This window comes from Neobacillus cucumis (assembly GCF_016908975.1).
Taxonomy (GTDB): domain Bacteria; phylum Bacillota; class Bacilli; order Bacillales; family Cytobacillaceae; genus Neobacillus; species Neobacillus cucumis.
This window is the reverse complement of sequence record NZ_JAFBEX010000001.1, coordinates 163,228-186,170: the sequence shown is the minus strand read 5'-3', so window position 1 is coordinate 186,170 and position 22,943 is coordinate 163,228. Positions and strand designations below refer to the sequence as shown.

General features: G+C 37.9%; 18 protein-coding genes and 1 pseudogene. 18 read left to right on the top strand and 1 reads right to left on the bottom strand.

Translation table 11 applies throughout. The features are described 5' to 3' along the window. The first annotated feature begins 35 nt into the window (after window positions 1–35). The 18 genes and pseudogenes from JOC76_RS00840 to gntK all read left to right on the top strand — a co-directional run bounded on the left by JOC76_RS00840 (window position 36) and on the right by gntK (window position 22,031). Complete coding sequence (locus tag JOC76_RS00840; RefSeq protein ID WP_307784672.1) at window positions 36–1,403, top strand: lyase family protein; 1,368 nt, start codon at window positions 36–38, stop codon at window positions 1,401–1,403. After that, entirely contained in the window at window positions 1,396–2,922 is a 1,527-nt protein-coding gene (locus JOC76_RS00835) for an aldehyde dehydrogenase family protein (RefSeq protein ID WP_205175293.1), read from the top strand. Before JOC76_RS00840 ends, JOC76_RS00835 begins: the two co-directional genes overlap by 8 nt. Window positions 2,923–2,940: 18 nt before the next feature. Beyond that, entirely contained in the window at window positions 2,941–4,110 is a 1,170-nt protein-coding gene (locus tag JOC76_RS00830; RefSeq protein WP_239557459.1) for a Zn-dependent alcohol dehydrogenase, read from the top strand. A 21-nt stretch (window positions 4,111–4,131) separates the two neighbouring features. Beyond that, on the top strand, window positions 4,132–4,926 hold the full coding sequence (locus tag JOC76_RS00825) for an SDR family NAD(P)-dependent oxidoreductase (protein ID WP_205175292.1): 795 nt from the start codon (window positions 4,132–4,134) through the stop codon (window positions 4,924–4,926). A gap of 36 nt (window positions 4,927–4,962) precedes the next feature. Further along, complete coding sequence (locus JOC76_RS00820) at window positions 4,963–6,471, top strand: FAD-binding oxidoreductase (RefSeq protein WP_205175291.1); 1,509 nt, start codon at window positions 4,963–4,965, stop codon at window positions 6,469–6,471. 14 nt (window positions 6,472–6,485) lie between these two features. Further along, the gene (locus tag JOC76_RS00815; protein WP_205175290.1) at window positions 6,486–7,916 is read left to right on the top strand and encodes an FGGY-family carbohydrate kinase; all 1,431 of its coding nucleotides are present in this window, start codon (window positions 6,486–6,488) and stop codon (window positions 7,914–7,916) included. Between the two features lie 106 nt (window positions 7,917–8,022). Beyond that, on the top strand, window positions 8,023–8,820 hold the full coding sequence (locus tag JOC76_RS00810; protein WP_205175289.1) for a fumarylacetoacetate hydrolase family protein: 798 nt from the start codon (window positions 8,023–8,025) through the stop codon (window positions 8,818–8,820). Between the two features lie 14 nt (window positions 8,821–8,834). After that, window positions 8,835–8,939, top strand: a pseudogene (locus tag JOC76_RS00805) (hypothetical protein); the annotation flags it as partial. Between the two features lie 114 nt (window positions 8,940–9,053). Continuing rightward, complete coding sequence (locus JOC76_RS00800) at window positions 9,054–9,731, top strand: response regulator transcription factor (protein ID WP_205175288.1); 678 nt, start codon at window positions 9,054–9,056, stop codon at window positions 9,729–9,731. Next, window positions 9,728–11,071 (top strand): sensor histidine kinase, encoded by a 1,344-nt coding sequence (locus tag JOC76_RS00795; RefSeq protein ID WP_205175287.1) that lies wholly within the window; start codon window positions 9,728–9,730, stop codon window positions 11,069–11,071. Before JOC76_RS00800 ends, JOC76_RS00795 begins: the two co-directional genes overlap by 4 nt. 230 nt (window positions 11,072–11,301) lie before the next feature. Beyond that, window positions 11,302–14,943 carry an efflux RND transporter permease subunit gene (locus JOC76_RS00790; protein ID WP_205175286.1) on the top strand — a complete coding sequence of 1,214 codons (3,642 nt, stop codon included), beginning with the start codon at window positions 11,302–11,304 and terminating at the stop codon, window positions 14,941–14,943. Window positions 14,944–15,171: 228 nt separating this feature from the next. Then, entirely contained in the window at window positions 15,172–15,402 is a 231-nt protein-coding gene (locus JOC76_RS00785; protein WP_205175284.1) for a hypothetical protein, read from the top strand. 250 nt (window positions 15,403–15,652) lie between these two features. Next, window positions 15,653–16,546, top strand: coding sequence for a phosphogluconate dehydrogenase (NAD(+)-dependent, decarboxylating) (gnd, locus tag JOC76_RS00780; protein ID WP_205175282.1), 894 nt, complete (start codon window positions 15,653–15,655; stop codon window positions 16,544–16,546). A gap of 292 nt (window positions 16,547–16,838) precedes the next feature. After that, window positions 16,839–17,177: a YrdB family protein gene (locus tag JOC76_RS00775; protein ID WP_205175280.1), complete on the top strand. Its 339-nt coding sequence runs from the start codon at window positions 16,839–16,841 to the stop codon at window positions 17,175–17,177. Window positions 17,178–17,293: 116 nt separating this feature from the next. Next, entirely contained in the window at window positions 17,294–18,058 is a 765-nt protein-coding gene (locus JOC76_RS00770) for a threonine/serine exporter family protein (RefSeq protein ID WP_205175278.1), read from the top strand. 14 nt (window positions 18,059–18,072) lie between these two features. Further along, complete coding sequence (locus JOC76_RS00765; RefSeq protein WP_205175276.1) at window positions 18,073–18,504, top strand: threonine/serine exporter family protein; 432 nt, start codon at window positions 18,073–18,075, stop codon at window positions 18,502–18,504. 422 nt (window positions 18,505–18,926) lie between these two features. Next, on the top strand, window positions 18,927–20,243 hold the full coding sequence (locus JOC76_RS00760) for a GntT/GntP/DsdX family permease (RefSeq protein ID WP_205175274.1): 1,317 nt from the start codon (window positions 18,927–18,929) through the stop codon (window positions 20,241–20,243). A 264-nt stretch (window positions 20,244–20,507) separates the two neighbouring features. Next, window positions 20,508–22,031 carry a gluconokinase gene (gene gntK / locus JOC76_RS00755; RefSeq protein ID WP_205175709.1) on the top strand — a complete coding sequence of 508 codons (1,524 nt, stop codon included), beginning with the start codon at window positions 20,508–20,510 and terminating at the stop codon, window positions 22,029–22,031. 47 nt (window positions 22,032–22,078) lie between these two features. Here the strand turns inward: gntK and JOC76_RS00750 are convergent, their stop codons facing one another. Then, the gene (locus tag JOC76_RS00750) at window positions 22,079–22,924 is read right to left on the bottom strand and encodes a MurR/RpiR family transcriptional regulator (RefSeq protein WP_205175272.1); all 846 of its coding nucleotides are present in this window, start codon (window positions 22,922–22,924) and stop codon (window positions 22,079–22,081) included. Window positions 22,925–22,943 lie beyond the last annotated feature (19 nt).

Here is a 22,943-nt window from a genome sequence, read left to right as displayed (position 1 = left end):
CTGAAATTGGGCAGATATAAAATTCTTTTGCTTTGGTGGTGATTTTCATAACTATCATTGAAAATTCGGAAAAACGAAGTGAAATAGATTCGTTTGGTACTGTTGAAATATCAAATCATTTATTATATGGGATTCAAACAGTTCGGGCATTACAAAATCTTTCATTCTCTGGTAAAGCATTAAGTCTATATCCAACGTATATCAAATCACTTGCAATGGTTAAAAAGGCTGCTGCACTTACTAATATAGAAACAGCTGCTATAGATGAATCCCTTGGATCTTGTATTCTTGCAGCATGTGATGAAGTAATTTCCGGCAGGCATTTGGATCAATTTCCGATTGATATTCTCCATGGTGGCGGGGGAATTGGTACAAATATGAACATAAATGAAGTCATCGCAAATTTAGCAAATGAAATGACGGGGAGTAAGAGAGGGAGTTATTCCCCTATTCATCCAACCGATCATGTGAATGTCTCTCAGTCTACTTCTGATGTATGTCACACGGCAATGAGGATAGCCATTATAAAAGAATATGGGCAGCTCGAATTATCTTTAAGAAAAGTCCAGGCTTCTCTTGATAAAATGGCAGATTCATGTATTGAAGTTACAACCATTTCACGGACATGTTTACAAGATGCAATGAGGGTTCAATTAGGTGATTCTTTCAGCGGATATGCTGCTGTGTTATCAAGAAGACACCAATCGCTGAAAAAGAGTGTTATGGATTTGAAAAAGGTAAACCTAGGTGGCACAGTAATTGGAACGGGTAGTGGAGCTTCTAAAAGATATCAGGAATTAGTTATTGGTAACATTTCAAAAGTGACTGGTTTTCAGCTTCAAAAACGAGAAAATTTATTTGATGCCGCCCAAAACATCGATGATCTTGCAAATGTCTCCAAACAATTAACATTACTTGCCACCTGTTTAATCAAAATAGGGAAAGATTTACGCCTGTTATCTTCCGGACCGGAAGCTGGTTTTTCTGAAATTATTCTTCCATCCTTAATGGCTGGTTCGTCGTTCTTTCCGGGAAAAGTAAATCCAGTCATTCCGGAAACATTGATTCAAAGCTGCTTTCAGGTATTAGGATGTGACCGAGTAGTCCAGGCAACTTTAGAACATGGAGAATTAGATTTAAACATTTTTGAAGGAGCGTCCGGAGGGAATATCTTAGATGCTATGAAAATGCTAGAAAAATCACTTAACCTATTTAGCGAAAAGTGTTTGGATGGCATAAAGGTGAATAAGGAAAAATGCGAGGAGTATGCTAATAGTTTTATACCATCTGTAGTTGAATTAAAAGAGAAGCATGGATATTCCTTTGTATCAAAATTAATGAAGGATAAGGGCATGAAAGGTGTAAAGGAATTTTTAAATAGTGGAGGTCTTGAAATTGACTAAATTAGAGAATAAAAAAATATTTGAAGGAATCGAACAACCAAAATTAGAATGGGCACAAGAATGGTTACTAGAAACCAAAAAGTTATACATCAATGGAGAATGGACAGACAGCAGCAGTAACGAAATGATTGAATCTATTAATCCAGCAACTGGAAAAGTAATAGGGAAAATACAAGGAGCAACAAAAGAAGACATTGATAAGGCAGTTTCTGCTGCCCGTGCTGCTTTTGATCAAGGTCCGTGGCGTCAAGTAACACGGAAAGAAAGGGCGAAAATCCTCCGCCAAATTAGTGCACTCATGAAAGAACATCAGTCTGAATTAGCGACTTTAGAGGCACTGGATAATGGGAAACTATACACGGAAGCGTATAAGGATGATGTTCAGGAAGCTTTGGAGTTGTTCGAATATTATGCAGGCTGGACTGATAAGTATTATGGTGAAAATAATCCTGTTGAGGGGGATTTTTTAAGCGTAACAACTAGAGACCCTATCGGTGTCTGCGGTCAAATTGTTCCATTTAACTTTCCAATCGATATGGCTGCCTGGAAACTTGCTCCTGCGCTTGCGATGGGAAATACAGTAATCCTTAAGCCATCTAGTACAACATCTTTTTCAGCAATAAGACTAATTGAAATTATTCATGAGGCTGATATCTTACCTCCAGGTGTCATCAATCTAATCCTTGGGAAAGGAAAGATTGGTTCATATATTTCCCGTCATATGGATGTTGATAAAGTCTCTTTTACCGGAAGTACTGGAGTCGGCAAGCAGCTTGTTCACGATTCTGCAGACTCCAATCTTAAACCAATTACACTTGAACTCGGAGGAAAATCACCGAATATTATTTTCAGTGATGCTCCTAATGTGGACGCATCCATTGAACGTTCTTTTTATGGATTATTTACTCATAAAGGTGAGAAATGTTCTGCACCAACAAGACTGTTTGTTCAACTGGATATTTATGAAAAAGCGGTCAATCGTTTAGCGGAACTTGCTAATAGTTATAAATTAGGAGACCCATTCGATCCAGAATCAAACCAAGGTGCCCAAGTTTCAAAAGCACATATGGAAAGCATTCTAAGCTATATTGAAAGCGGTATTCAAGAAGGCGCTCGTCTTGTTGCTGGCGGGGAACGGGATCTAACGGGTGAAAATGCGAATGGATATTTTGTACGCCCGACCATTTTTGCTGATGTAGACAATAAAATGAAAATTGCTCAAGAAGAAATTTTCGGACCTGTCCTTTGTGTGATTCCATTCGATACGGAGGAAGAGGTTGTTAAAATGGCAAATGATACCATTTATGGTTTGGCTGCCGGGCTTTGGACAAATGACGTTTCCCGAGCAAACCGTGTGGCCAAAAAATTGGAGGCTGGAATGGTATTTGTAAATAAGTATGGATGCTATGACTTTGCAAGCCCATTTGGCGGCTGGAAACAAAGCGGCTGGGGAAAAGAATATGCCATCCATTCATTACAATCCTATACAAAAACAAAAGCAGTTTGGTTTGCTTACTAACAATAAAAGGGTGAAAAGATGATGAAAATGAAAGCAGCCGTAATGACTGGTTATGGTCAACCATTAGAAGTAAAAGAAGTTGAGATCGCTGAACCTAAAGCAAATGAAGTGCTTGTAAAAATAGCAGCAACTGGTGTATGTCATAGTGATTTAAATGCATTAAACGATGAAACCACACCGATTCCAACCATACTCGGGCATGAAGGGGCAGGAATAGTGGAGGAAGTGGGGCCAAATGTAAAAAATGTAAAACCGGGTGATAAAGTAGCTTTAAGCTGGGTCCCTTATTGTGGCACATGTGAGTTTTGTATTACAGGAAATGTTCATTTATGTGAATCAGCTTTTGGTCCTATGTTTAATGGCACATTGCTAGATGGAACATCCCGTTTAAGCTGCGATGGAGAAAAAGTCTATCATAATTCTTTATTATCCACATTTTCCGAATATGCTGTTGTTCCTGAAATGTCATGTGTAAAAATACCTGATGAAATGCCCCTTGCCCAAGCATCTTTAATTGGATGCGGGGTTGCAACAGGATATGGTGCGGCTGTTAATGCTGCTGGTGTCAAACCTGGATCAACTGTCGCTATTTTCGGAATCGGAGGTGTTGGAGTTAATGCCATTCAGGGAGCTAGGATTGCCGGTGCTTCCAAAATTATTGCTTGTGATGTAAAGGCATCCAATCTTGAAATTGCGAAAAAATTTGGGGCGACTGATACAGTAAATGTTGCAGAAGAAAATGCGGAAGAAGCATTGAAATTATTAACTGGCGGATTTGGAGTCCACTATGCAATTGATTGTACGGGAAATACAAATGCAGCTGAAAGTGCTTGGAAAGGAACAAGAAAGGGTGGAACCGTAGTCATTGTTGGGGCTTTTAACCCTTCGAAGGTTCTAAGCCTTCCAGCCGGCGGCTTTCATCGTGTAGGGAAGGTTCTTAAAGGAAGTTTTTATGGGGATACACAGCCTTTTAGAGATTTTCCTATCATTTCGAAGCTATATTTAGATGGTCGATTTAATCTGGACGATCTAGTTTTAGACCGAATAAAGTTAGATGATATTAATAAAGCATTTGACTCTTTTCATGATTGTTGTTCTATTAATGTCGGAAGAACGGTAATTGAATTTCCAATTGACAAAAAACCTGCATTATCTGTGGCCAATTCAGAAGGTAAAGAGATCAATTAAGATTAAGAGGGCGGTATAAACATGAATACTGAAAAAGTAAGTATTAATGATTTCTCGATGGATTTTTTTAGCTTAAAAGGAAAAGTAGCCATTATCACAGGAGGAAATTCCGGATTGGGACAGGGTTTTGCACTTGCACTTGCAAAAGCAGGCGCGGACATTTTTGCCGTTAGCATCGCTGATGACAATGGTGAAACAAAAAACATGATTGAGGCAGAAGGTGTTAAGTACCATCTTATGCTAACAGACCTTACTGAAGAGGGTGCCTGTAAAAAAGTTGCGGAAGAATGTATCAATACTTATGGAAGAATAGATATTCTCATGAATAACGCTGGTATGTGTATTAACGAACCAGATGTAACCAAGTTTACTAGAATCCAATGGGATAAAATGGTCGCTGTTAATTTAACGGCAGGTTTTGAATTATCTCATGAAGTGGCAAAGTACATGATTCCGCAAAAAAGTGGAAAAATCATTAATACTTGTTCCCTGTTTTCATACCTTGGAGGTCAATGGTCACCAGCATATGCTGCAACTAAACACGGTTTAGCAGGATTTACGAAAGCCTATTGTGATGAATTAGCTCAGTTTAATATTCAAGTGAACGGAATTGCACCAGGATATTTTGCTACAGCGGTAACAGCAGAGACAAGAGCTAATCCAGAGGCGAATCAACGTATTTTAAATCATATTCCAGCAAATAGATGGGGAAATATCTTAGATTTAATGGGTACAGTTGTATTTTTGGCTTCAGATGCTTCAAATTATGTCAATGGTACTTTAGTAAATGTTGATGGTGGATACTTAGTAAGATAACGAGAAGTAGAAACGGATAAAAAGGAGAAATACACAATGGCTAATGAACAGTTACTAAAGACAGAAAATAATGTTAAAGAACAGTTATTAAAAGAATTAGAGTCTATTATTTCAGTAGAACAGATCAATACAGATCATGAAGCACTTTATGATGCATCAGCAGATCGGTATAAAAAATATGCAAAAGCTAAAAAAGTCCTTGATGTTCCAATGCCAATGGCAATTGTATACCCGCACTCTGCAGAAGAAGTTCAGTCACTTCTAATGTTCTGTAATAAAAACAAGATCAATGTTATTCCTAGAAGCGGTAAAACCGCTACAGAAGGCGGCCTTGAAAACTGGAAAGAAACGGCTTTAGTAATTGATGGATCCAGAATGAATAAAATCATCAAAATCGATCCATATAATATGCAAGCAACTGTACAAGCAGGTGTGAAATTACAAACGTTAGAAGATGAGTTGCGTAAAATAGGTTACACTACAGGTCACTCTCCACAATCGAAACCAGTTGCACAGTATGGTGGATTATTGGCAACGAGAAGTATTGGACAATTTTCTACTTTATACGGTGCAATTGAGGATATGGTTGTGGGATTAGAATGTGTATTTCCAAACGGCCAAATTTCAAGAATAAAAAATGTTCCAAGAAGAGCAGGAGGACCAGATATAAGACATATTGTCATTGGAAATGAAGGAACATTATGCTATATAACAGAAGTTACAATTAAAATCTTTAAATATTACCCTGAAAACAATGTTTTCCACGGTTATTTATTAAAAGATATTGATACAGGTATCAAAGTTTTACGAGAAGTTATTACAAATGGCTTTAGACCATCGGTTGCACGTGTCTATTCCGAAGAAGATGCAAGGCAACATTTTTCTCATTTCAATAAAGATAAATGTGTGTTGATTTTTATGACTGAAGGGCCAGTAGGTATTGTCAAGGCAACGAGTGAAGCGATTGAAGAAGCAGTTGCCAAGTTTCAGGAAGGAATCATTGAAAAAGTGGAAGACCAATTAATCGAAAATTGGTTCAACAACTTGAACTGGACGCAGGAACGCATTGATCATGAAATCCAAACAATGATTGATCATGATAAGCATGACGGTTTTACAACAGAAGTCTCAGCTGACTGGGAGAACATTGTAAAGATTTATCACAATGTAATAAAAAGAATAAGGGAAGAGTTTGATAGAAAAGAAGATATAACAATGCTTGGTGGACATTCATCCCATAGTTATCTAAACGGAACGAATATGTACTTTGTATACAACTACAATATTAATTGTGCACCAGAGGATGAAATGAGAATTTATCACCATCCGATCCAAACCATCATTGTTGAAGAAACATTAAAGCTTGGCGGTTCCATGTGTCATCACCATGGTATTGGAAAATACCGCAGCGAGTGGACATTGGAAGAGCATGGTTCTGCTTACTATATGCTCGAAAAATTAAAAGAAGCTTTTGACCCAAATGGGATCATGAATTTTGGTACCATTTTCCCTCAAGAAGAAGGCCAAAAATATATAAAAGGTTAACATAAGGTGATCGTATGAGCAGGTATGTAATGGGAATTGACAATGGCTCGCAAAGCACAAAAGTAGCTATATATGATTTAGAAGGAAATGAAGTTGCTTTTGGCTTTTATAGTTTAAAAGAGACTTTATCACCTCAACCAGGCGTAGTCATACATCCTGATGATGATTTATGGGACAGTGTGTATGGAGCAATTAAAAACTGTCTAGCTAAATTTACCGGCAATCCAAAAGAGATTGCCGGAGTTGGCTTATGTACCATTCGGTGCTGTCGTGTTTTGTTAAAAGAAGATGGCCATCTAGCGTATCCTGTAATAAGCTGGATGGATTCTAGACTTAACAAACCATATGTACACACTGATGATCAAGTAAAGTATGTAACGACTACTTCTGGTTATCTAGGCTTTAGGTTGACAGGGGAATTTAAGGACACTGCTTCAAATTATGAAGTTCATTGGCCACTAGACCGCGAAACGTTAGATTGGTCCCAAGACGATGAAGTTTTTAAAGCAAATGGATTGAAAAGAGAGATGGTATTTGATCTCGTAAAGCCGGGCGAAAAGTTAGGAACGCTGAGAAAAGAATTGGTTCTTGAGTTTGGTTTTAATAATGATATAGCAGTAGTTGCAACATCAAATGACAAAGCTGTAGAGGCTTTGGGCTCCGGAATTAAGGACGAAGGGACCATTATGATATCTCTTGGAACATTTATTTCGTCTATGTTGTTAAGAAATAAATATAAGGAAAATGCGATTAATTTTTTTCCTACGCTCGCATGTATTCCATTTAAATATGTTTATGAATCAAATGGAATCAGACGCGGTATGTGGACAGTGAGCTGGTTTAAAAAACTAATCGGTGCAGAACTCGTTACAGAAGCTGGAAAACAAGGTGTATCGGAAGAGGAATACTTAAATAGTAAAGCGCAAGAGGTTCCAGTGGGCAGTGACGGTCTGATAACCATCTTAGACTGGTTATCTACACCATCTATTCCATATCGAAAAGGTGTCATGATCGGTTTTGATCAGCGCCATACAAAATACCACATTTATCGTTCGATTTTGGAAGCAATTGCTTTTAATATCAAAAACAATATTGATGATATGTTAGATGAAATAGATGTAAGGTTAAATGATGTAGTTGTAATAGGTGGTGGCTCCAAAAGTGATGTGATTATGCAAATTATTGCTGATCTTTTTGGACTGCCAGTTCACAGACGGGAAGGCAGCAGTAGTGCGTGTTTAGGTGCTGCTATCTGTGTATGCCAACATTTATCCATTTACAAAGATTTTTATGAGGCTACAAGTAAAATGGTGAAAACTCAACAAACGTTTCTACCAAACTCAAAAAATCACGTACTCTACAATAAAATTAATGATACTGTCGTTAAAAATGTGAGAGTTCATACAGATGAGATTTTAAAATTAACTTATCCCATTTTTAACTAGATTCCACTCTATATAAAATAGGAACTGGAAAAATAATAGATTATCTTATTTTTTTAGGAGTTTCGATTATTTAAACTATAATGAATTGGGTTGGTATCGTATAGGAATGCAGGTACTACAAAAAACACAAACAATAGTTCGTTATCAAAAACATAATGGTAAGGTATTGTACGGAATGGTTGAGGATGACGAAATTTTACAATTGTCGAGTAGTTTTACTGAAATTGTAAACAATAAATTAATATTTGATGGTGTAAGACTTAAATTTAATGATGTCAAAATTTTGGAGCCAGTTTCACCCTCAAAAGTAGTTAATTTCGGCTGGACATATGCTGAACATGCAAAAGAGACGGGGGGAAAAGCTAATCTAAAGGAACCATTTCTTTTTTTAAAGCCGACAACTTCCTTGATTCCCAATGAAGAGGAAATCATTCTTCCTTCCAGTGATTTAACCAAACAGGTAGAAATGGAGGGGGAAGTTGCACTCGTTATTGGGAAACGCGGAAAAAATATAAAAGAAAATGAGGCATTGGATTATGTCTTTGGCTGTACCATTTTTAATGATGTAACGGCAAGAGATCTTACAAAAAAGGATCCCCAGTTTACCCGCGGCAAAGGTTTTGATACCTTTGGTCCATTGGGGCCTTGGATTGTAACAGGTCTAGATCCAACCAATTTACGAATTGTTACCACACTAAATGGCAAAGTTGTTCAGGATGGCAACACGAATCAGATGTCACTTTCCATTCCTTACCTTATTAGTTGGATTTCACAGATCATGACGCTGGAACCAGGAGATATTTTAGCTACTGGTTCACCTTCAGGGAGTTGTCCAATGAAGTCAGGTGACGTAGTTTCTGTCGAAGTAGAGAATATCGGAAAGTTATGTAACTATGTAAAATAACAAATGTAAATTTTTGTCCTGGGGTAGCGTGCTTAGGCCCCAACATATTAGTGAAGAATACTTATTATCAAAATAGGGATTTTACTCTTCAAAGGGAAAAAATTCAAAATGAAATTTAATTCCAAAAGGGCGGTCTTTAATAAAATAGACCGTCTTTTTTTTGTTAGAAACTGTTCCCTAGGAGGGATTAAATTTGGTTAAAATAGAAGTATCTTAAAAAGGAGAAATAGATAATGAACACGACGATCCTAATTGCAGATGATGATGTTAATATCCGGAGGGTTACGCAACTTTATTTGGAGAATGAGGGGTTTCAAATAAAAATTGCTTGTGACGGGAAAGAAGCACTCGACATATTGGAACAAGAGAAAATTGATTGTGCAGTCATTGATATCATGATGCCAAATATAGATGGCTTTGAACTTTGTAAGAAAATAAAAGCCTTCTATGATATTCCGGTTTTGATGTTAACTGCTAGAGCTGAGTTGGATGATTCGATTAAAGGTTTTAAACTGGGGACTGATGATTATGTAACGAAACCATTTCATCCAGCTGAGCTTGTTATGAGGGTAAAATCATTGTTAAAAAGGTATCGTGTTGCTTCGGACCGCAGTATTACTTTTAATAAAATGACGATTAATAGTGATAGCTATAAAGTTCAGATTAAAGATAGGGAGTTCCTATTGCCCATAAAGCAATTTGATCTGCTATTTATGTTAGCTAGCCATCCGGGGAAAATTTTCACCAGAGATCAATTAATTGAAAGCATCTGGGGGCTTGATTATGAAGGTGATGAAAGAACGGTTGATACTCATATAAAAAAACTGCGCAAGCAATTTAAAGATTATGAGGACATTCTCCAAATTTGTACGATTAGAGGACTTGGTTATAAATTAGAGGTATTGTCATGATCCAGTCTATATACTTAAAAAATTGTTTGAATTACTTTTTTGTTATTATCGTGTCATTAATCATTTCCTTTTTAATTACTTCACTTATTTATCAAAATCAAATTATTAAATTCCGAGAAACTGAGGTAATGGACCAGGGAAGAGGAATGACTCATTTATACCAATCCTTGGGGAATAAAGGCTTTAATGAATATCTTAAAAGCACTAACCTGTCTTATGATGTCTATCTTTATAATAAAAATGGTTTAGTATTAAAAACTCCAAGCGCTCCAAATTTAAGTGGATTAAGTAAAAAAACGATTATGGATGTTGTAGCAGGTAATGTATATCGGAAATTGGAATATCGCCCTCGCAAAATGCTGATTGGACTGCCATCGGACAGGAAAAATGCTAAATTTGCTCTATTTATTAAACCGAGTCTAAAAGAACCATTTAGTCAGATTAGAAACATCTTAATAACATCATTATTAATTGTACTGTTTATTGGAATCTCTCTTATTCTAATTACTACCCGTTTTTTAGTGAGACCCCTTGTTCACATCACCAATGCAACAAATGAACTTGCTAGAGGAAATTTTCAAATCCATTTGGATGTAAAGAGCAAAGATCAAATTGGTCAATTAGCCCAAAGCTTTAATTATATGGTCAAGGAATTACATAATACAGAGCAAATGCGTAAGGATTTCGTTGCAAATGTATCCCATGAGCTTCAGTCACCTCTTGCTGCAATAAAGGGCATGACCATCGCATTAAAGGATGAAGCTGTAAGGCCAGAGGAAGGACAGCTTTATTTGGAACAAATTCTGCTTGAGAGTGAGCGACTTTCGGGTTTAACCAAACAGCTATTAAATCTATCCATTCTTGAGGCGAACAAGTCACCTTTTAAACCAAAACACTACCAGGTGGATCGACAATTACGAAATCAGCTTGTTGCCATGCAATCCCTATGGATGGAAAGAAATCTTGAAATTGATTTTGATATTCCAAAACTCGAAATTTTTGCCGATGAATCATTAATGAATCAAGTGTGGGTCAATTTATATACAAATGCTATTAAATATAATTTTGATTATGGCAGAATTTCAGTTCGAGGATATGATCAGGGTAATCATGTTGAAATTTTTATTAGCAATACGGGTTTAAATATACCTAAAAAAGATATCCCTCATATTTTTGAACGGTTTTATCGAGGTGAAAAAGCGCATACCCGGGCGAGTGAAAGCTATGGGCTTGGACTGGCTGTAGTGAAAAGAATTATAGATTTGCATAAAGGGAGTATTTCCGTCGAGAGTGAGGAAGGGAAAGAAACTATCTTTAGAATTTGTTTGAATAATGAATAGATCATTTAGAGAGCAGTCCTTGTGCGGACTGCTTTTTTTGCCGATAGGAAAGTATAACTTTCCTATCAGGCATAAGGGCAACTACGCCTCTGTCTTCGCCAATCGGCGAGTTTTCTTTATGAAATTTTTTAATGTGATTAGGTCACACAGAGGACACAAAACTATTATATTCTGTTACTTGTATGCTTATAAAATATAGAGTTTTAACTAGAAAGGCAGGATGACAACAAATGCATTTTCTAACCAAGTTTTCTCTTAGAAACCCCGTTGCAATTGTTATTCTCGTTTTATTGATTGCAATTGGCGGCATATTATCAGCTTTTGGATTACAGGAAGACCTTATGCCCAATATGTCGGTTCCTATTATCTCGATCATGACGACATACCCAGGCACATCTCCCAGCCAAGTAGCAACAGATGTGACAAAGCCAATTGAAAAGGCCCTTAATGGTGCACAAGATGTACAAACGATTACATCAACCTCGGTAGCGAATGTCTCGCAAATCGAGCTTCAATTAAATATGAATGCAGATTTAAAATCTGACTTACAAACTGTCGAACAGATTGTCAACCAAGTTCAGTTGCCATCCACAGCAACGAAACCAAATGTAAGATCCTTCTCGTTCAGCAATACCCCGGTTCTGACATTTACGGTTGCATCCAACAAATTGTCGAGCGAAGAGCTTAAAAATGTTGTCAATAATAATGTGGTGCCTTCTCTGCAAGGTGTAGCTGGAGTGGCAACTGTTAGTGCAGCAGGTGCGGATGCAGACAATGTGATGATTCAATTTGATCCTGCAAAACTAAGCCAATATAACTTAACTCTTCAAAAGGTGCTTCAGGATTTGCAGAATGACAATTCGTCTGTACCACTTGGAACTGCCACTGCAGATGGAAAAGTTCAACCAGTACAATTAAACTCAACATTTAAATCACTGGCGGATATTCAAAACTTACAAATTGGTATTCCAGCTAACCAATCAGCAAACATGCAAAAAGCGCTTGGAAATAGTTTGAGTCAAATGGGACAGTCGATTGGCCAAGTTGCTCAAAGTGTTGGTCAGGTTGCGCAAGGAGTTGGTCAGCTTGGCCAAAGTGTAGGTCAACTAGGTCAAGGCGTAGGGCTTTTGCAGGCTGAAAACCAGATGCTCACCTCTCTACAACAAATTCAGGGGCAAATTTTTGGTGCAGAGCTGTCTCTTAATCACCAAATGGCGCAGCCGAAGGAAAGCCAAGACCCGCAAAAGATTGCCAAACTGCAGGGTCAGATTACGGCCTTAGAGAATGCACAAACAAAGCTTCAGCAGCAATTGACGCAAATCCAGTCAAAAATGGGCACAGCATCCAGCGCATCCAGTGCGACTGGCGGCATGACCAAACCTACTGCAAAACAGCAAACTCAGCTAAAACAGCCTTCAATAAGTACCGATACTACTAATTCTCAATCAACGACACTTGACACTATTTCACTCTCTAAGATTGCGACTGTGTCAATGCAGCCTCCTACTGGAGGATCAATTAATAGGACAAATGGACAGCAGAGTATGTTAGTGTCTGTTTCCAAAACCGAAGATGCTAACACAGTAACTGTGGTGAAAGAAATCAATAATCAATTCAAAACATTAAAGAAGCAGTTACCAAAAGGAGTTAATATTGTACCATTATATGATTCATCGAAAATGATTACAGATTCTGTAAATGGAATGGTACGGGAGGCCGTTTTAGGGGCGGTATTCGCGGTGATTGTCATCCTGTTGTTCCTGAGAAACTTTTTAACAACAGTTGTTGCCATTGTTTCCATCCCCATTTCCATTCTTACAGCGATTATTTTACTTGCCCGCTATGGTGTCACACTTAATATCATGACACTCGGAGGACTTGCGGTGGCGACAGGGCGTGTCGTTGACGACAGTATCGTTGTCATTGAAAATATCTATCGAACGTGGAAAAACGGATTAGGATTTGGCAAAAAACTAGTATTATACGCAACAAAAGAGGTTGGAAATGCCATTTTATCATCTACATTGGCAACCATCGCTGTCTTCCTTCCACTTGGTATGGTTGGGGGAATGGTTGGGAAAATATTCTTCCCGTTTGCGCTAACGGTTGTGTGTTCATTAGCATCTTCACTGATTGTTGCTTTGACGATTGTACCAATTCTTGCATGGTTGTTTGTAGTTCGTAAGCCCGTTAAGAATCTTGCATATGATTGGTTGGATACGAATGACAATCCAAATGGAATTATTCATCCGGAAATGCAGAAGGGAGAACCAGCAAACAGTCATAATCCGTTTGTAGCAGCAACGCTGGTACAACGTCCATGGCAAAAACGCTATCATTTAATTCTGAATTGGTGCTTAAACCATAAAGGTTGGGTTATATTTGGAACAGTCATTGCCTTTGTGGCGTCACTGATGGTCTTGCCTTTTGTGGGAAGTACCTTTATTCCAAATTCAATGCAGCAATCTGCTACCATTTCGATTGCAATGCCGGCAGGGACAACGCTAGATGTAACAGATGCGAAGGCAAAACAAGTAGAACAGACACTGAAACAGGACTCATCAGAGATTTCGCGCATCAACACTTCTGTAGGTGGTGGCGGAACGGGTATGAGAGGTGGCGGTACACAAGCAACCAATACCGCTTCGTTAAATATTGCATTAAATGCAACTGCGAATGTCAACCAATTTTTAGCAAAAGTCAGAAAGCAAACAACAAATCTAACAACAAATGGAACAACTATTCAGGTTAAGGGACAAATGAGTGGTGGGGGCGGTACATCGTTTGATATCGTTGTTAACGGTTCAAATGAGGCCTCTATATCGCAAGCAGCAACTCAAATTACGAATCGATTGCAAAACTTTTCAGGCTTGGCTAATGTAAAAAGCAACTTGGCGGAAACTCAACCTGAAATCAGCGTGGTACCAAATATGGAATCAGCCGCGAATTATGGTTTAACTGCACAGCAAATTGCAGGTGCAGTCCGAAACTATCTTTCTCAGCAAAATATTGGTACCGTAAATATTAACGGACAAACATATAACATGAATGTTATGTTGAATAGTTCCACTGCATTGAATAATTTGGCGGCTATTCAGGGACTTCCAATCAGTACATCGACCGGTCAAACTGTAAAGGTAGGTGATGTTGCAAGTGTCAGCAGTGTGCAAACGCCGACATCCGTATTACATCAAGATGGAGATTCGTATGCCGAAATCTCAGGTGATTATACAACTCAGAACACCGGTAAAATATTGAAGAGCGCATTGAAGGCAATTAATGCATTAAAACTTCCTTCTGGAGTTCAAGTTGGTCAATCGTCATCCGTTATGCAGCAAAATCAGAGTTTTACTCAACTTATTGAGGCAATCCTGGTTGCAATTGGTGCTGTCTACATTGTCATGCTGGTTCTGTTTGGAGGATGGTCGGCACCATTTGCCATTCTTTTCTCTATGCCAGTCGCATTAATAGGTGCGTTCTTTGGAACCTTCATCGCCCATCAACCGCTTAGCGTCTCGTCGCTGATTGGTATTTTGATGTTAATGGGTATTGTTGTGACAAACGCAATTGTCCTTATTCAGCGAGTCGAACAACAAAGAGCTCTTGGGATGAGTATTCGACAGGCGTTGCTTGAAGCAGGAACGACGAGACTTCGCCCAATCATGATGACTGCTATTGCAACGATTTGTGCATTGATTCCCTTAGCAGCAGGAGCATCTGAAGGAGTATTAATCTCGCAAGGTCTTGCAGTTGTGGTAATAGGTGGACTCGTTACTTCGACCATCTTAACCTTGTGTATTGTTCCGTTGGTCTATGAACTGCTTCACTTGCGTACACATCGGCGAGAAATGAAACAAAAAGCTGTCATTTAATCATGAATTCATGTAGGGAAATTATCCCCTCCAAACAACCAATAACGGTTGTTGTTTGATAACCATTTCGAAGTGAATATTTAGAAATAATGGCAGCCTAAAAAGCTGCTATTTTTTTGTTGACTAATATCTTTGTTTAATCATTTTTATAATTGAGTTTAATAAAAGACTTTTATTGTCTCTTTTTTTGGTAGTTTGGAACAATAATCATGATAGGAGGGAAAATCCATGGATTATATTGATGCCTTTTTACGTAGCAAGAATTGGCTGGATACCGATTTAGATTCAAGGTATATAAACATTAATCATCCCTATGCGATCCTTGTTTCAGAGGATGAAGGACAAATTACCTTAAGAGGGAATACTGGATTTGACAATGGCCAGAATGGTGAGGAAATCTTTAGCTTTACTTCCGTAAGGGAGCTACAGGAGTGGTTTGAAAATAATATTGGTGAGTAATGAAGGGGGGATGGCCTAATTATGTTAGGTCATCCTTTTTTAGTGTCCAAGATTATAACCATTGGGTGTTAGGCATCCATTGCCACTACACTTAATCCACTCGTTCCGTAAAATTCAACCCTGTTAGCTTTCATAAAATAAGCCCCATGAATCGACGATGCATCGAGCATTTGTAAAGTGTGTTTGATTTATGAAAAAAAATTTCATATAATAAGTATATAAACTAAAATTTATTTCGGAGGTTTTTCTTATGAATATCGGTTTAATTGGTTTAGGCAAAATGGGTTATAATTTAGCCCTTAATTTAATGGGGCATAAACATAATGTAGTTGCATTTGATGTAAATAATGAAACGGTTAAAACAATTAGTGAAGAAGGGGTAGTTGGTGCTGAGTCCATTAAAGCGCTTGTAAATAAGCTTTCTGCTCCTAGAATCATATGGTTGATGGTTCCAGCAGGTCCAATTACGGAAAAAGTGATAGAGGAGCTTAAGGGTTTGTTATGCGAGGGTGATATCGTGATTGATGGAGGAAATTCCCACTATAAAGACTCCATCCGAAGAGGAAAGGAATTTGCTGAGAAGGGCGTCCATTTCTTTGACGCAGGAACAAGCGGAGGCATGGCAGGTGCAAGAGAAGGCGCTTGTATGATGGTTGGCGGAGATAAAGAAATCTTCAGAACTATTGAACCTATTTTTCGTGATATCAGTGTAGAAAATGGCTATTTATATGCAGGCAAGAGCGGCAGCGGTCACTTCTTGAAAATGATTCATAACGGAATTGAATATGGAATGATGCAGGCAATAGCAGAAGGATTTGAAGTTTTGGAAAAAAGCGATTTTGACTTTGATTATGAAAAAGTTGCCCGTGTTTGGAATAATGGGTCAGTAATCCGTTCTTGGCTGATGGAGCTAACGGAAAATGCTTTTTCAAAGGATCCTAAGCTTGATTCGATTAAGGGTGTGATGCACTCTTCTGGAGAAGGGAAATGGACGATTGAAACAGCGCTTGAACTCCAGACCGCGATGCCTGTTACGGCTTTGTCACTAATGATGCGATATCGTTCGCTTGATGAAGATACCTTTACTGGTAAGGTTGTGGCTGCTTTAAGAAATGAATTTGGCGGACATGCAGTCGTAAAATAAATCATAGAAAAAATAAGCAACCGGCTTTTTTAAGCGGATGCTTATTTTTTTTGCTATGATTTGCAATTTTAAAGAAAACCTTGCTTTATTTTACCCATTTCTCTTGAAATTGGGTGACTGAGCTATATTCTCTTTTTGTACCTGAATTAAGCATTTAATCTAAATCGTTGACCAAAAAAATTTCAAAAAGTAAAAAAAGGGCGGATGTTAATGGTAAAATTAGGGAAAAGAACACCTATGTTGAATACTTAAATGGAGATTAGATAAGTAAGTATAAAAGGTTGTGGGGACAATGGAAGTAATGAAACAATTAAACTTGGTAGTACGTTTCTTGTTGGAGATTATGGCGTTGGTGATAATTGGTTATTGGGGATTTCAAACGCCACAGGGGACATTTCTAAAGTTTGTTTTCGCGATTGGTTCGCCGCTTGTTTTAGCCATCATCTGGGGAATGTTCGGTGCCCCGAAAGCACCATGTAGACTAAGCGGAACTTCATTTCTGTTTCTAGAGATAATTGTTTTCGGATTACCAGTTGTTGCTTTGCTGTTAATTGACAAAACAACATTTGCCTCAATCTACGGTGTAGTGGTAATCTTGAATTTGGTTTTAATGAAAGTATGGCATCAGTAAAAATAACAGGCAGCCCATCCAATGATAAGGCTGCTTGTTATTTTTGAAGGATTGCCTCAGACACTTCTTTTGATATAAACTAAAGTATTAATGTTGAAACATGTGGTGGGTAGTAGATGGACAAAATAGTTGAACAGACATATGAAATTATGGAAGTATGCTTGCTGGCAGGGAAAATTATGCTGCAGAGCGGCGCTGAAACTTATCGTGTTGAAGATACCATGATGAGGATAGCCGCTTCTTTTGGTATTGAAAAATCACATAGTTATGTCACGCCAACGGGTATCATTTTCTCCGCGGAGGGTTCGGAACCAACCAAAACAAAACTAATACGAATATCAGAACGGTCAACCGATTTGAAAAAGGTAGCCTTAGTAAATAGTATTTCGCGAAGCATTAGCAGCGGAGAATTGAATTTGGAGGAAGCCTTGAACAGATTAAAGGATCTCGAAAATCTTAATGTGACCTTCCCGATGCGCTATCAAGTTGCAGCAGCTTCAGTGTCAAGTGGCTGTTTTATGATCATGTTAAATGGAGGCTGGAATGATTTTATTCCTGCTATGATTACTGGTGGAGCAGGATACATAAGCTTTATGGCCTTTCATCGCTTTGTACCGATTAAATTCTTTTCAGAGTTTTTAGCATCATTCTTAATCGGATTAATTTCTTTACTTTTTGTTAGAATCGGTCTAGGTCATAAATTAGATACGATTATCATCGGTTCGGTAATGACGTTGGTGCCTGGGCTTTCAGTGACTAATGCTATCCGGGATTTAATGGCAGGGCATCTGGTTTCAGGGCTTTCTAAAGGGGCAGAGGCTTTTCTGACGGCCTTTGCCATTGGGGCTGGAATTGCGTTTGTATTATCATTTTTACAGTAGAAAGGTGAGCAAGGGTGAATATTCTTTCACAAATTATAACTAGTTTCCTTGGTACAGCTGCATTTGGAATCCTGTTTAACGCACCAAAAAAATCCTTACTAAAATGCGGTTTAATTGGGATGGGTGGATGGTTAATTTATTATTTTCTCTATGAATATAAAAATGATGCGATTTTAGCAACGGTGGCTGCAACGATATTTATAGCAGTCCTCAGTCATAAAATGGCAAAGATTTATAAAATGCCAGTGATTATATTTAGTGTTGCCGGAATTATTCCGCTGGTCCCCGGCGGGCTGGCATACGATGCTATGAGAAATATTGTCGAAAATAACTTTAACGATGCCATTGCACTATCAGCACAAGTCCTCATGGTGGCAGGTTCAATTGCCTTTGGACTAGTTTTTTCTGAAGTTATTAATCAGGTTGTGAAGAAAATAAAACATTAATGAAACAAATACCATCAAGAAAACACCTGAGCGTCTCATGAAACGAATGCAACAGCTCAAGAGGATAGCAGCAATTGCATCCTCTTTTTCTTTACTGTTTTCTTCCTAAAACCCACAAAATTAATCTACTATGACTAATTTCCATATAAAAAGGTATTTATAGAATTTAGATTTTTCACAGGTCTCTAACCGTTTTCATGTTTTCTTCTGTTAAAAAATTTTTTTTCAAAAATATATTGATAAAAGAAATATTTTTTCGTATAATTTAAATAGAAATTGAAAGTGCTTTCATAGTTGAGTAATTTGCTAAAACCTAAATAAAAGATCTGAGGTGGAATGATACTCTTCCAATTGGAAAAATTATTAAAGCAGATTGACTTCACTAAAAACTTAGCGGGTAAACATTAGGGGAAGGTGACATTATGTATCATTTAATTATTACTTTATTAGCAATTATTTTAGTTGTTTTAGGCGTATCATGGTTCAAATGGCATGCATTTATTAGTTTAACGGTAGCGACTCTATTTCTCGCTATATTTTCAGGTTTATCGATGGATAAAATTGTAAGCGGGATCGAAACAGGTGTTGGAGGAACTTTAGGACACTTAGTTGGAATTTTAGCACTAGGAACAATCTTAGGAAAAATGATGGCCGAATCTGGTGCGGGAATCCAAATTGCTGATTTCTTCGTTAAAAAATTTGGAGTCAAATTGCTGCCATGGGCAATGATGCTCGCAGGGTTTATTATCGGAATACCCGTATTTTTTGAGGTCGGAATTTTAATTGTACTTCCATTAGTTATTTCTATTCACAAAACATCAAAACAAAACATCTTGTTGATTGCCCTTCCTGCAATTGCAGGGTTGTCAATTGTTCATGGTTTAGTACCGCCTCATCCGGGGGCTATTGCCGCAATAGCGATCTATAATGCGAATCTTGGCAAAGTCCTTTTATATTCACTTATCATTGCCATTCCTTCAGTAATCATAGCTGGTCCTATTTTTGCAAAGTGGGTTCATAAACGCGTGATTCCAGAAGGAGAACCTGAATTAATTAGAATCAAGGTTCCAAAAAAATTGCCTGGTACAGGAATTTCATTCTTTATCATTTTACTTCCTGTTATATTGATCATTTTATCATCGTTTGCACCTTATTTTGGATTATCTGCGGGAATAACAAAGTTCTTTAGCTTTATCGGCAGCCCATTAATTGCATTATTAATTGCTTGCTTCGCAGCATTTTATTTCCTCGGCATTCGTCAAGGCTATGATAAAAACGAAATTAAGAAATTTGCAGAAGAGTGCCTTCTTCCAGTTGGTTCGATTATTGCCATCATTGGAGCTGGCGGCGGATTTAAACAAATCCTCATTGATAGCGGCGTAGCAACAACAATCGGGGACATGTCACACCATATGAACCTTTCACCGCTTGTTTTAGCATTTATTATTGCAGGGTTAATCCGTATAGCAACTGGATCAGCAACTGTTGCTTTAACAACAGCAGCTGGAATTGTCGCACCAATGGTGAAAAATATGACCGGAGTTAACTTGGAACTGCTAGTTATTGTAACCGGTGCAGGATCATTGATGTTCTCACATGTAAATGATGCAGGATTCTGGATGGTGAAAGAATACCTAGGATTAAGCGTGAAAGAAACGTTTAAAACATGGACCGTATTGGAGACTATTCTATCATTTGTCGCTTTTGCGGTTGCTTTAATCGTAAATATGTTTGTATAATAGTCCAAAAACTCCCTCTATTTCTTTTAGAGGGAGTATTTGGTTTGATTAGATCCAGGAAGTAAAAAATTTTTCCAAGGAAACATTTGATGATAAAAAATATTTTTGTATACTCAGAGAGTAAAGAAAAATTTTTTATAGAATCCTTCCGTTTGAAATAAGGTGATAAGAGGAACGATACATATAAGAGAATTCGCGAACTTAATACAATAATTGAATTTTTTTTTTCCTAATTAAGGAGGAAGAGTAGTGAAAACAAAATATGTGATCGGAGTAGATATTGGTACGACAAGTGCAAAGGCAGTACTTTACACAAAGGATGGAACTGTCATAGCCAATCACAGGATTGAATATCCATTGTATTCCCCTACTCCGGAAACGGCAGAACAAAATCCGGAAGAAATATTTCGGGCAGTCATTAACACCATCAAAAAAACGATGCAAGAAAGTCTTGTAAATCCAAAGGATATACTTTGTGTTTCCTTTAGTTCTGTCATGCATAGCGTCATTGCTGTTGATAAAGAAGGAAAACCACTAACAGAATGTATAACTTGGGCAGACAACAGAAGTTCGGACTGGGTTGAAAAAATAAAAACCAAAATGAACGGTCATGAAATTTACCTTAGAACAGGGACACCTATTCATCCGATGTCACCGCTCGCAAAGCTGGTTTGGCTGCAACATGATTATTCTGAGCTTTTTTTGAAAAGCTATAAATTTATTTCAATTAAAGAATATATCTTTTTTAAACTTTTCGGAGAGTATGTAATTGATTACTCGATTGCTTCCTCAACGGGTTTATTTAATATTTATTCCTTAACATGGGACGAGGAAGCCCTTAAAGTGGCCGGAGTGACAAGTGATCAACTTTCCAAACCCGTTCCTACCACACATAAAATGAGCGGGTTAAACGAAGCCTTTGCAAAAGATATGAACTTGCTTCCTTTCACCCCATTTATTGTAGGTGCAGGTGATGGCGTTTTATCGAATTTAGGAGTAAATGCGATTGAACCAGGAGTAGTAGCCGTTACTATAGGAACAAGCGGGGCCATACGAGCGGTATCAGATCGGCCAATTACTGACCCTAAAGAAAGGATTTTTTGTTATGCGCTGACAGAAAATCATTGGGTGATTGGAGGAGCAGTAAACAATGGCGGGATGATTTTTCGCTGGGCAAAGGAACAGCTGGGAGATTCAATAGCAGCGGCTGCGAAACGCTTGGGGAAAGACCCGTATGATGTCCTTTCCGAAATAGCCGACAGAGTGACACCGGGATCTGATGGTTTATTATTTCTACCATATCTAGCCGGTGAAAGAGCACCATTATGGGATTCTAACGCCAGAGGATCATTTTTTGGACTGGGGATGCATCATAAAAAAGAACATCTCATTCGCGCAGTCATGGAAGGTGTCATTTTTAACTTATATACGGTATTGTTAGCTTTGTCTGAATTAATCGGAGAGCCTCAAAAAATCCATGCCACTGGAGGCTTTGCCAGGTCGGAGCTTTGGCGGCAAATGATGGCTGACATTTTTAATCATGATGTTTACATTCCCGAAAGCTTTGAAAGTTCTTGTCTTGGTGCTGCAATTTTAGGGTTATACAGTATAGGTGAAGTTGATTCACTCCATGTCGTTTCCGAAATGGTTGGAGCTACTTTTCACCATACTCCAAATAGTGAAAATGTATCCATATATAAAGACTTAACGCCCATTTATATTCGAAGCTCAAGACTTATACAGCAGGAATATGAAAGTATTGCTTCCTTTCAGAAAAAATGGGTATAGAATAACGCAAAAAGCGATCAGTCACTTGATCGCTTTTTAGCCGTCCATTAAATTTTAGTCTTTAAAATAGCTTTTCTCACTTTTTCCAGAGATTCTTGTGACACTTCTTTATTTTTTATCATGATATTTACATAAAGGACATCAATGATGCTTAACTGTGCAATTCTAGAGGCCAAAGCTTCAGACCGATATTTGGTTTCTTCCGAACTGGTTAATAGCACCACATCGGCCTTTTGGCTGATCGGCGATTTTGGGAAACTAGTAATCCCTATTGTTTTAGCACCGTTTTCAAGTGCAACAGTAAGAATATTTATCGTATCTGAGTTTGTACCGGAATGAGATATTACCACGGCCAGATCCTTTGGAGTAAGCTGGGATGCAGCCATGAGCTGAAAATGGGAATCAGTAAAAGCATACGCTTTAACTCCAGTTCGTACAAACTTGTGGAAAGCATCCATTGCAATGATGGATGAACCGCCTGTTCCAAAAAAATGAACTTTATCCGCAGTAGAAATCAATTCGACTGCCTTTTTAATTGTCTCTCTATCCAACAGTTGCAACGTATTTTCCATTGTTTGAATATTTGACTTAAAGACCTTTTCAGTGATTTCCTGTTCATTATCTTCCTCAGTAATCTCTTCATGTATTTCTTTACTGGGAATATTCGTTTCTGAAGCGAGTGCAATTTTCATTGCCTGATAGCCTTTAAATCCAATGCGCTTGCAAAAACGGAATACAGTTGCATCTGCAACTCCGAGATCCTCAGCCACTTCATTTATTGTGCCATGAACAATCTTTTCGGGATTTTTTAATATATAGTCAGCAATTTGCTTCTCTTTTTCGCTAAATCGTGGATAGTAGGAACGTATTTTATTAAAACAGTTGTTTGTCATAAGCCTAACCTCTTTTTTA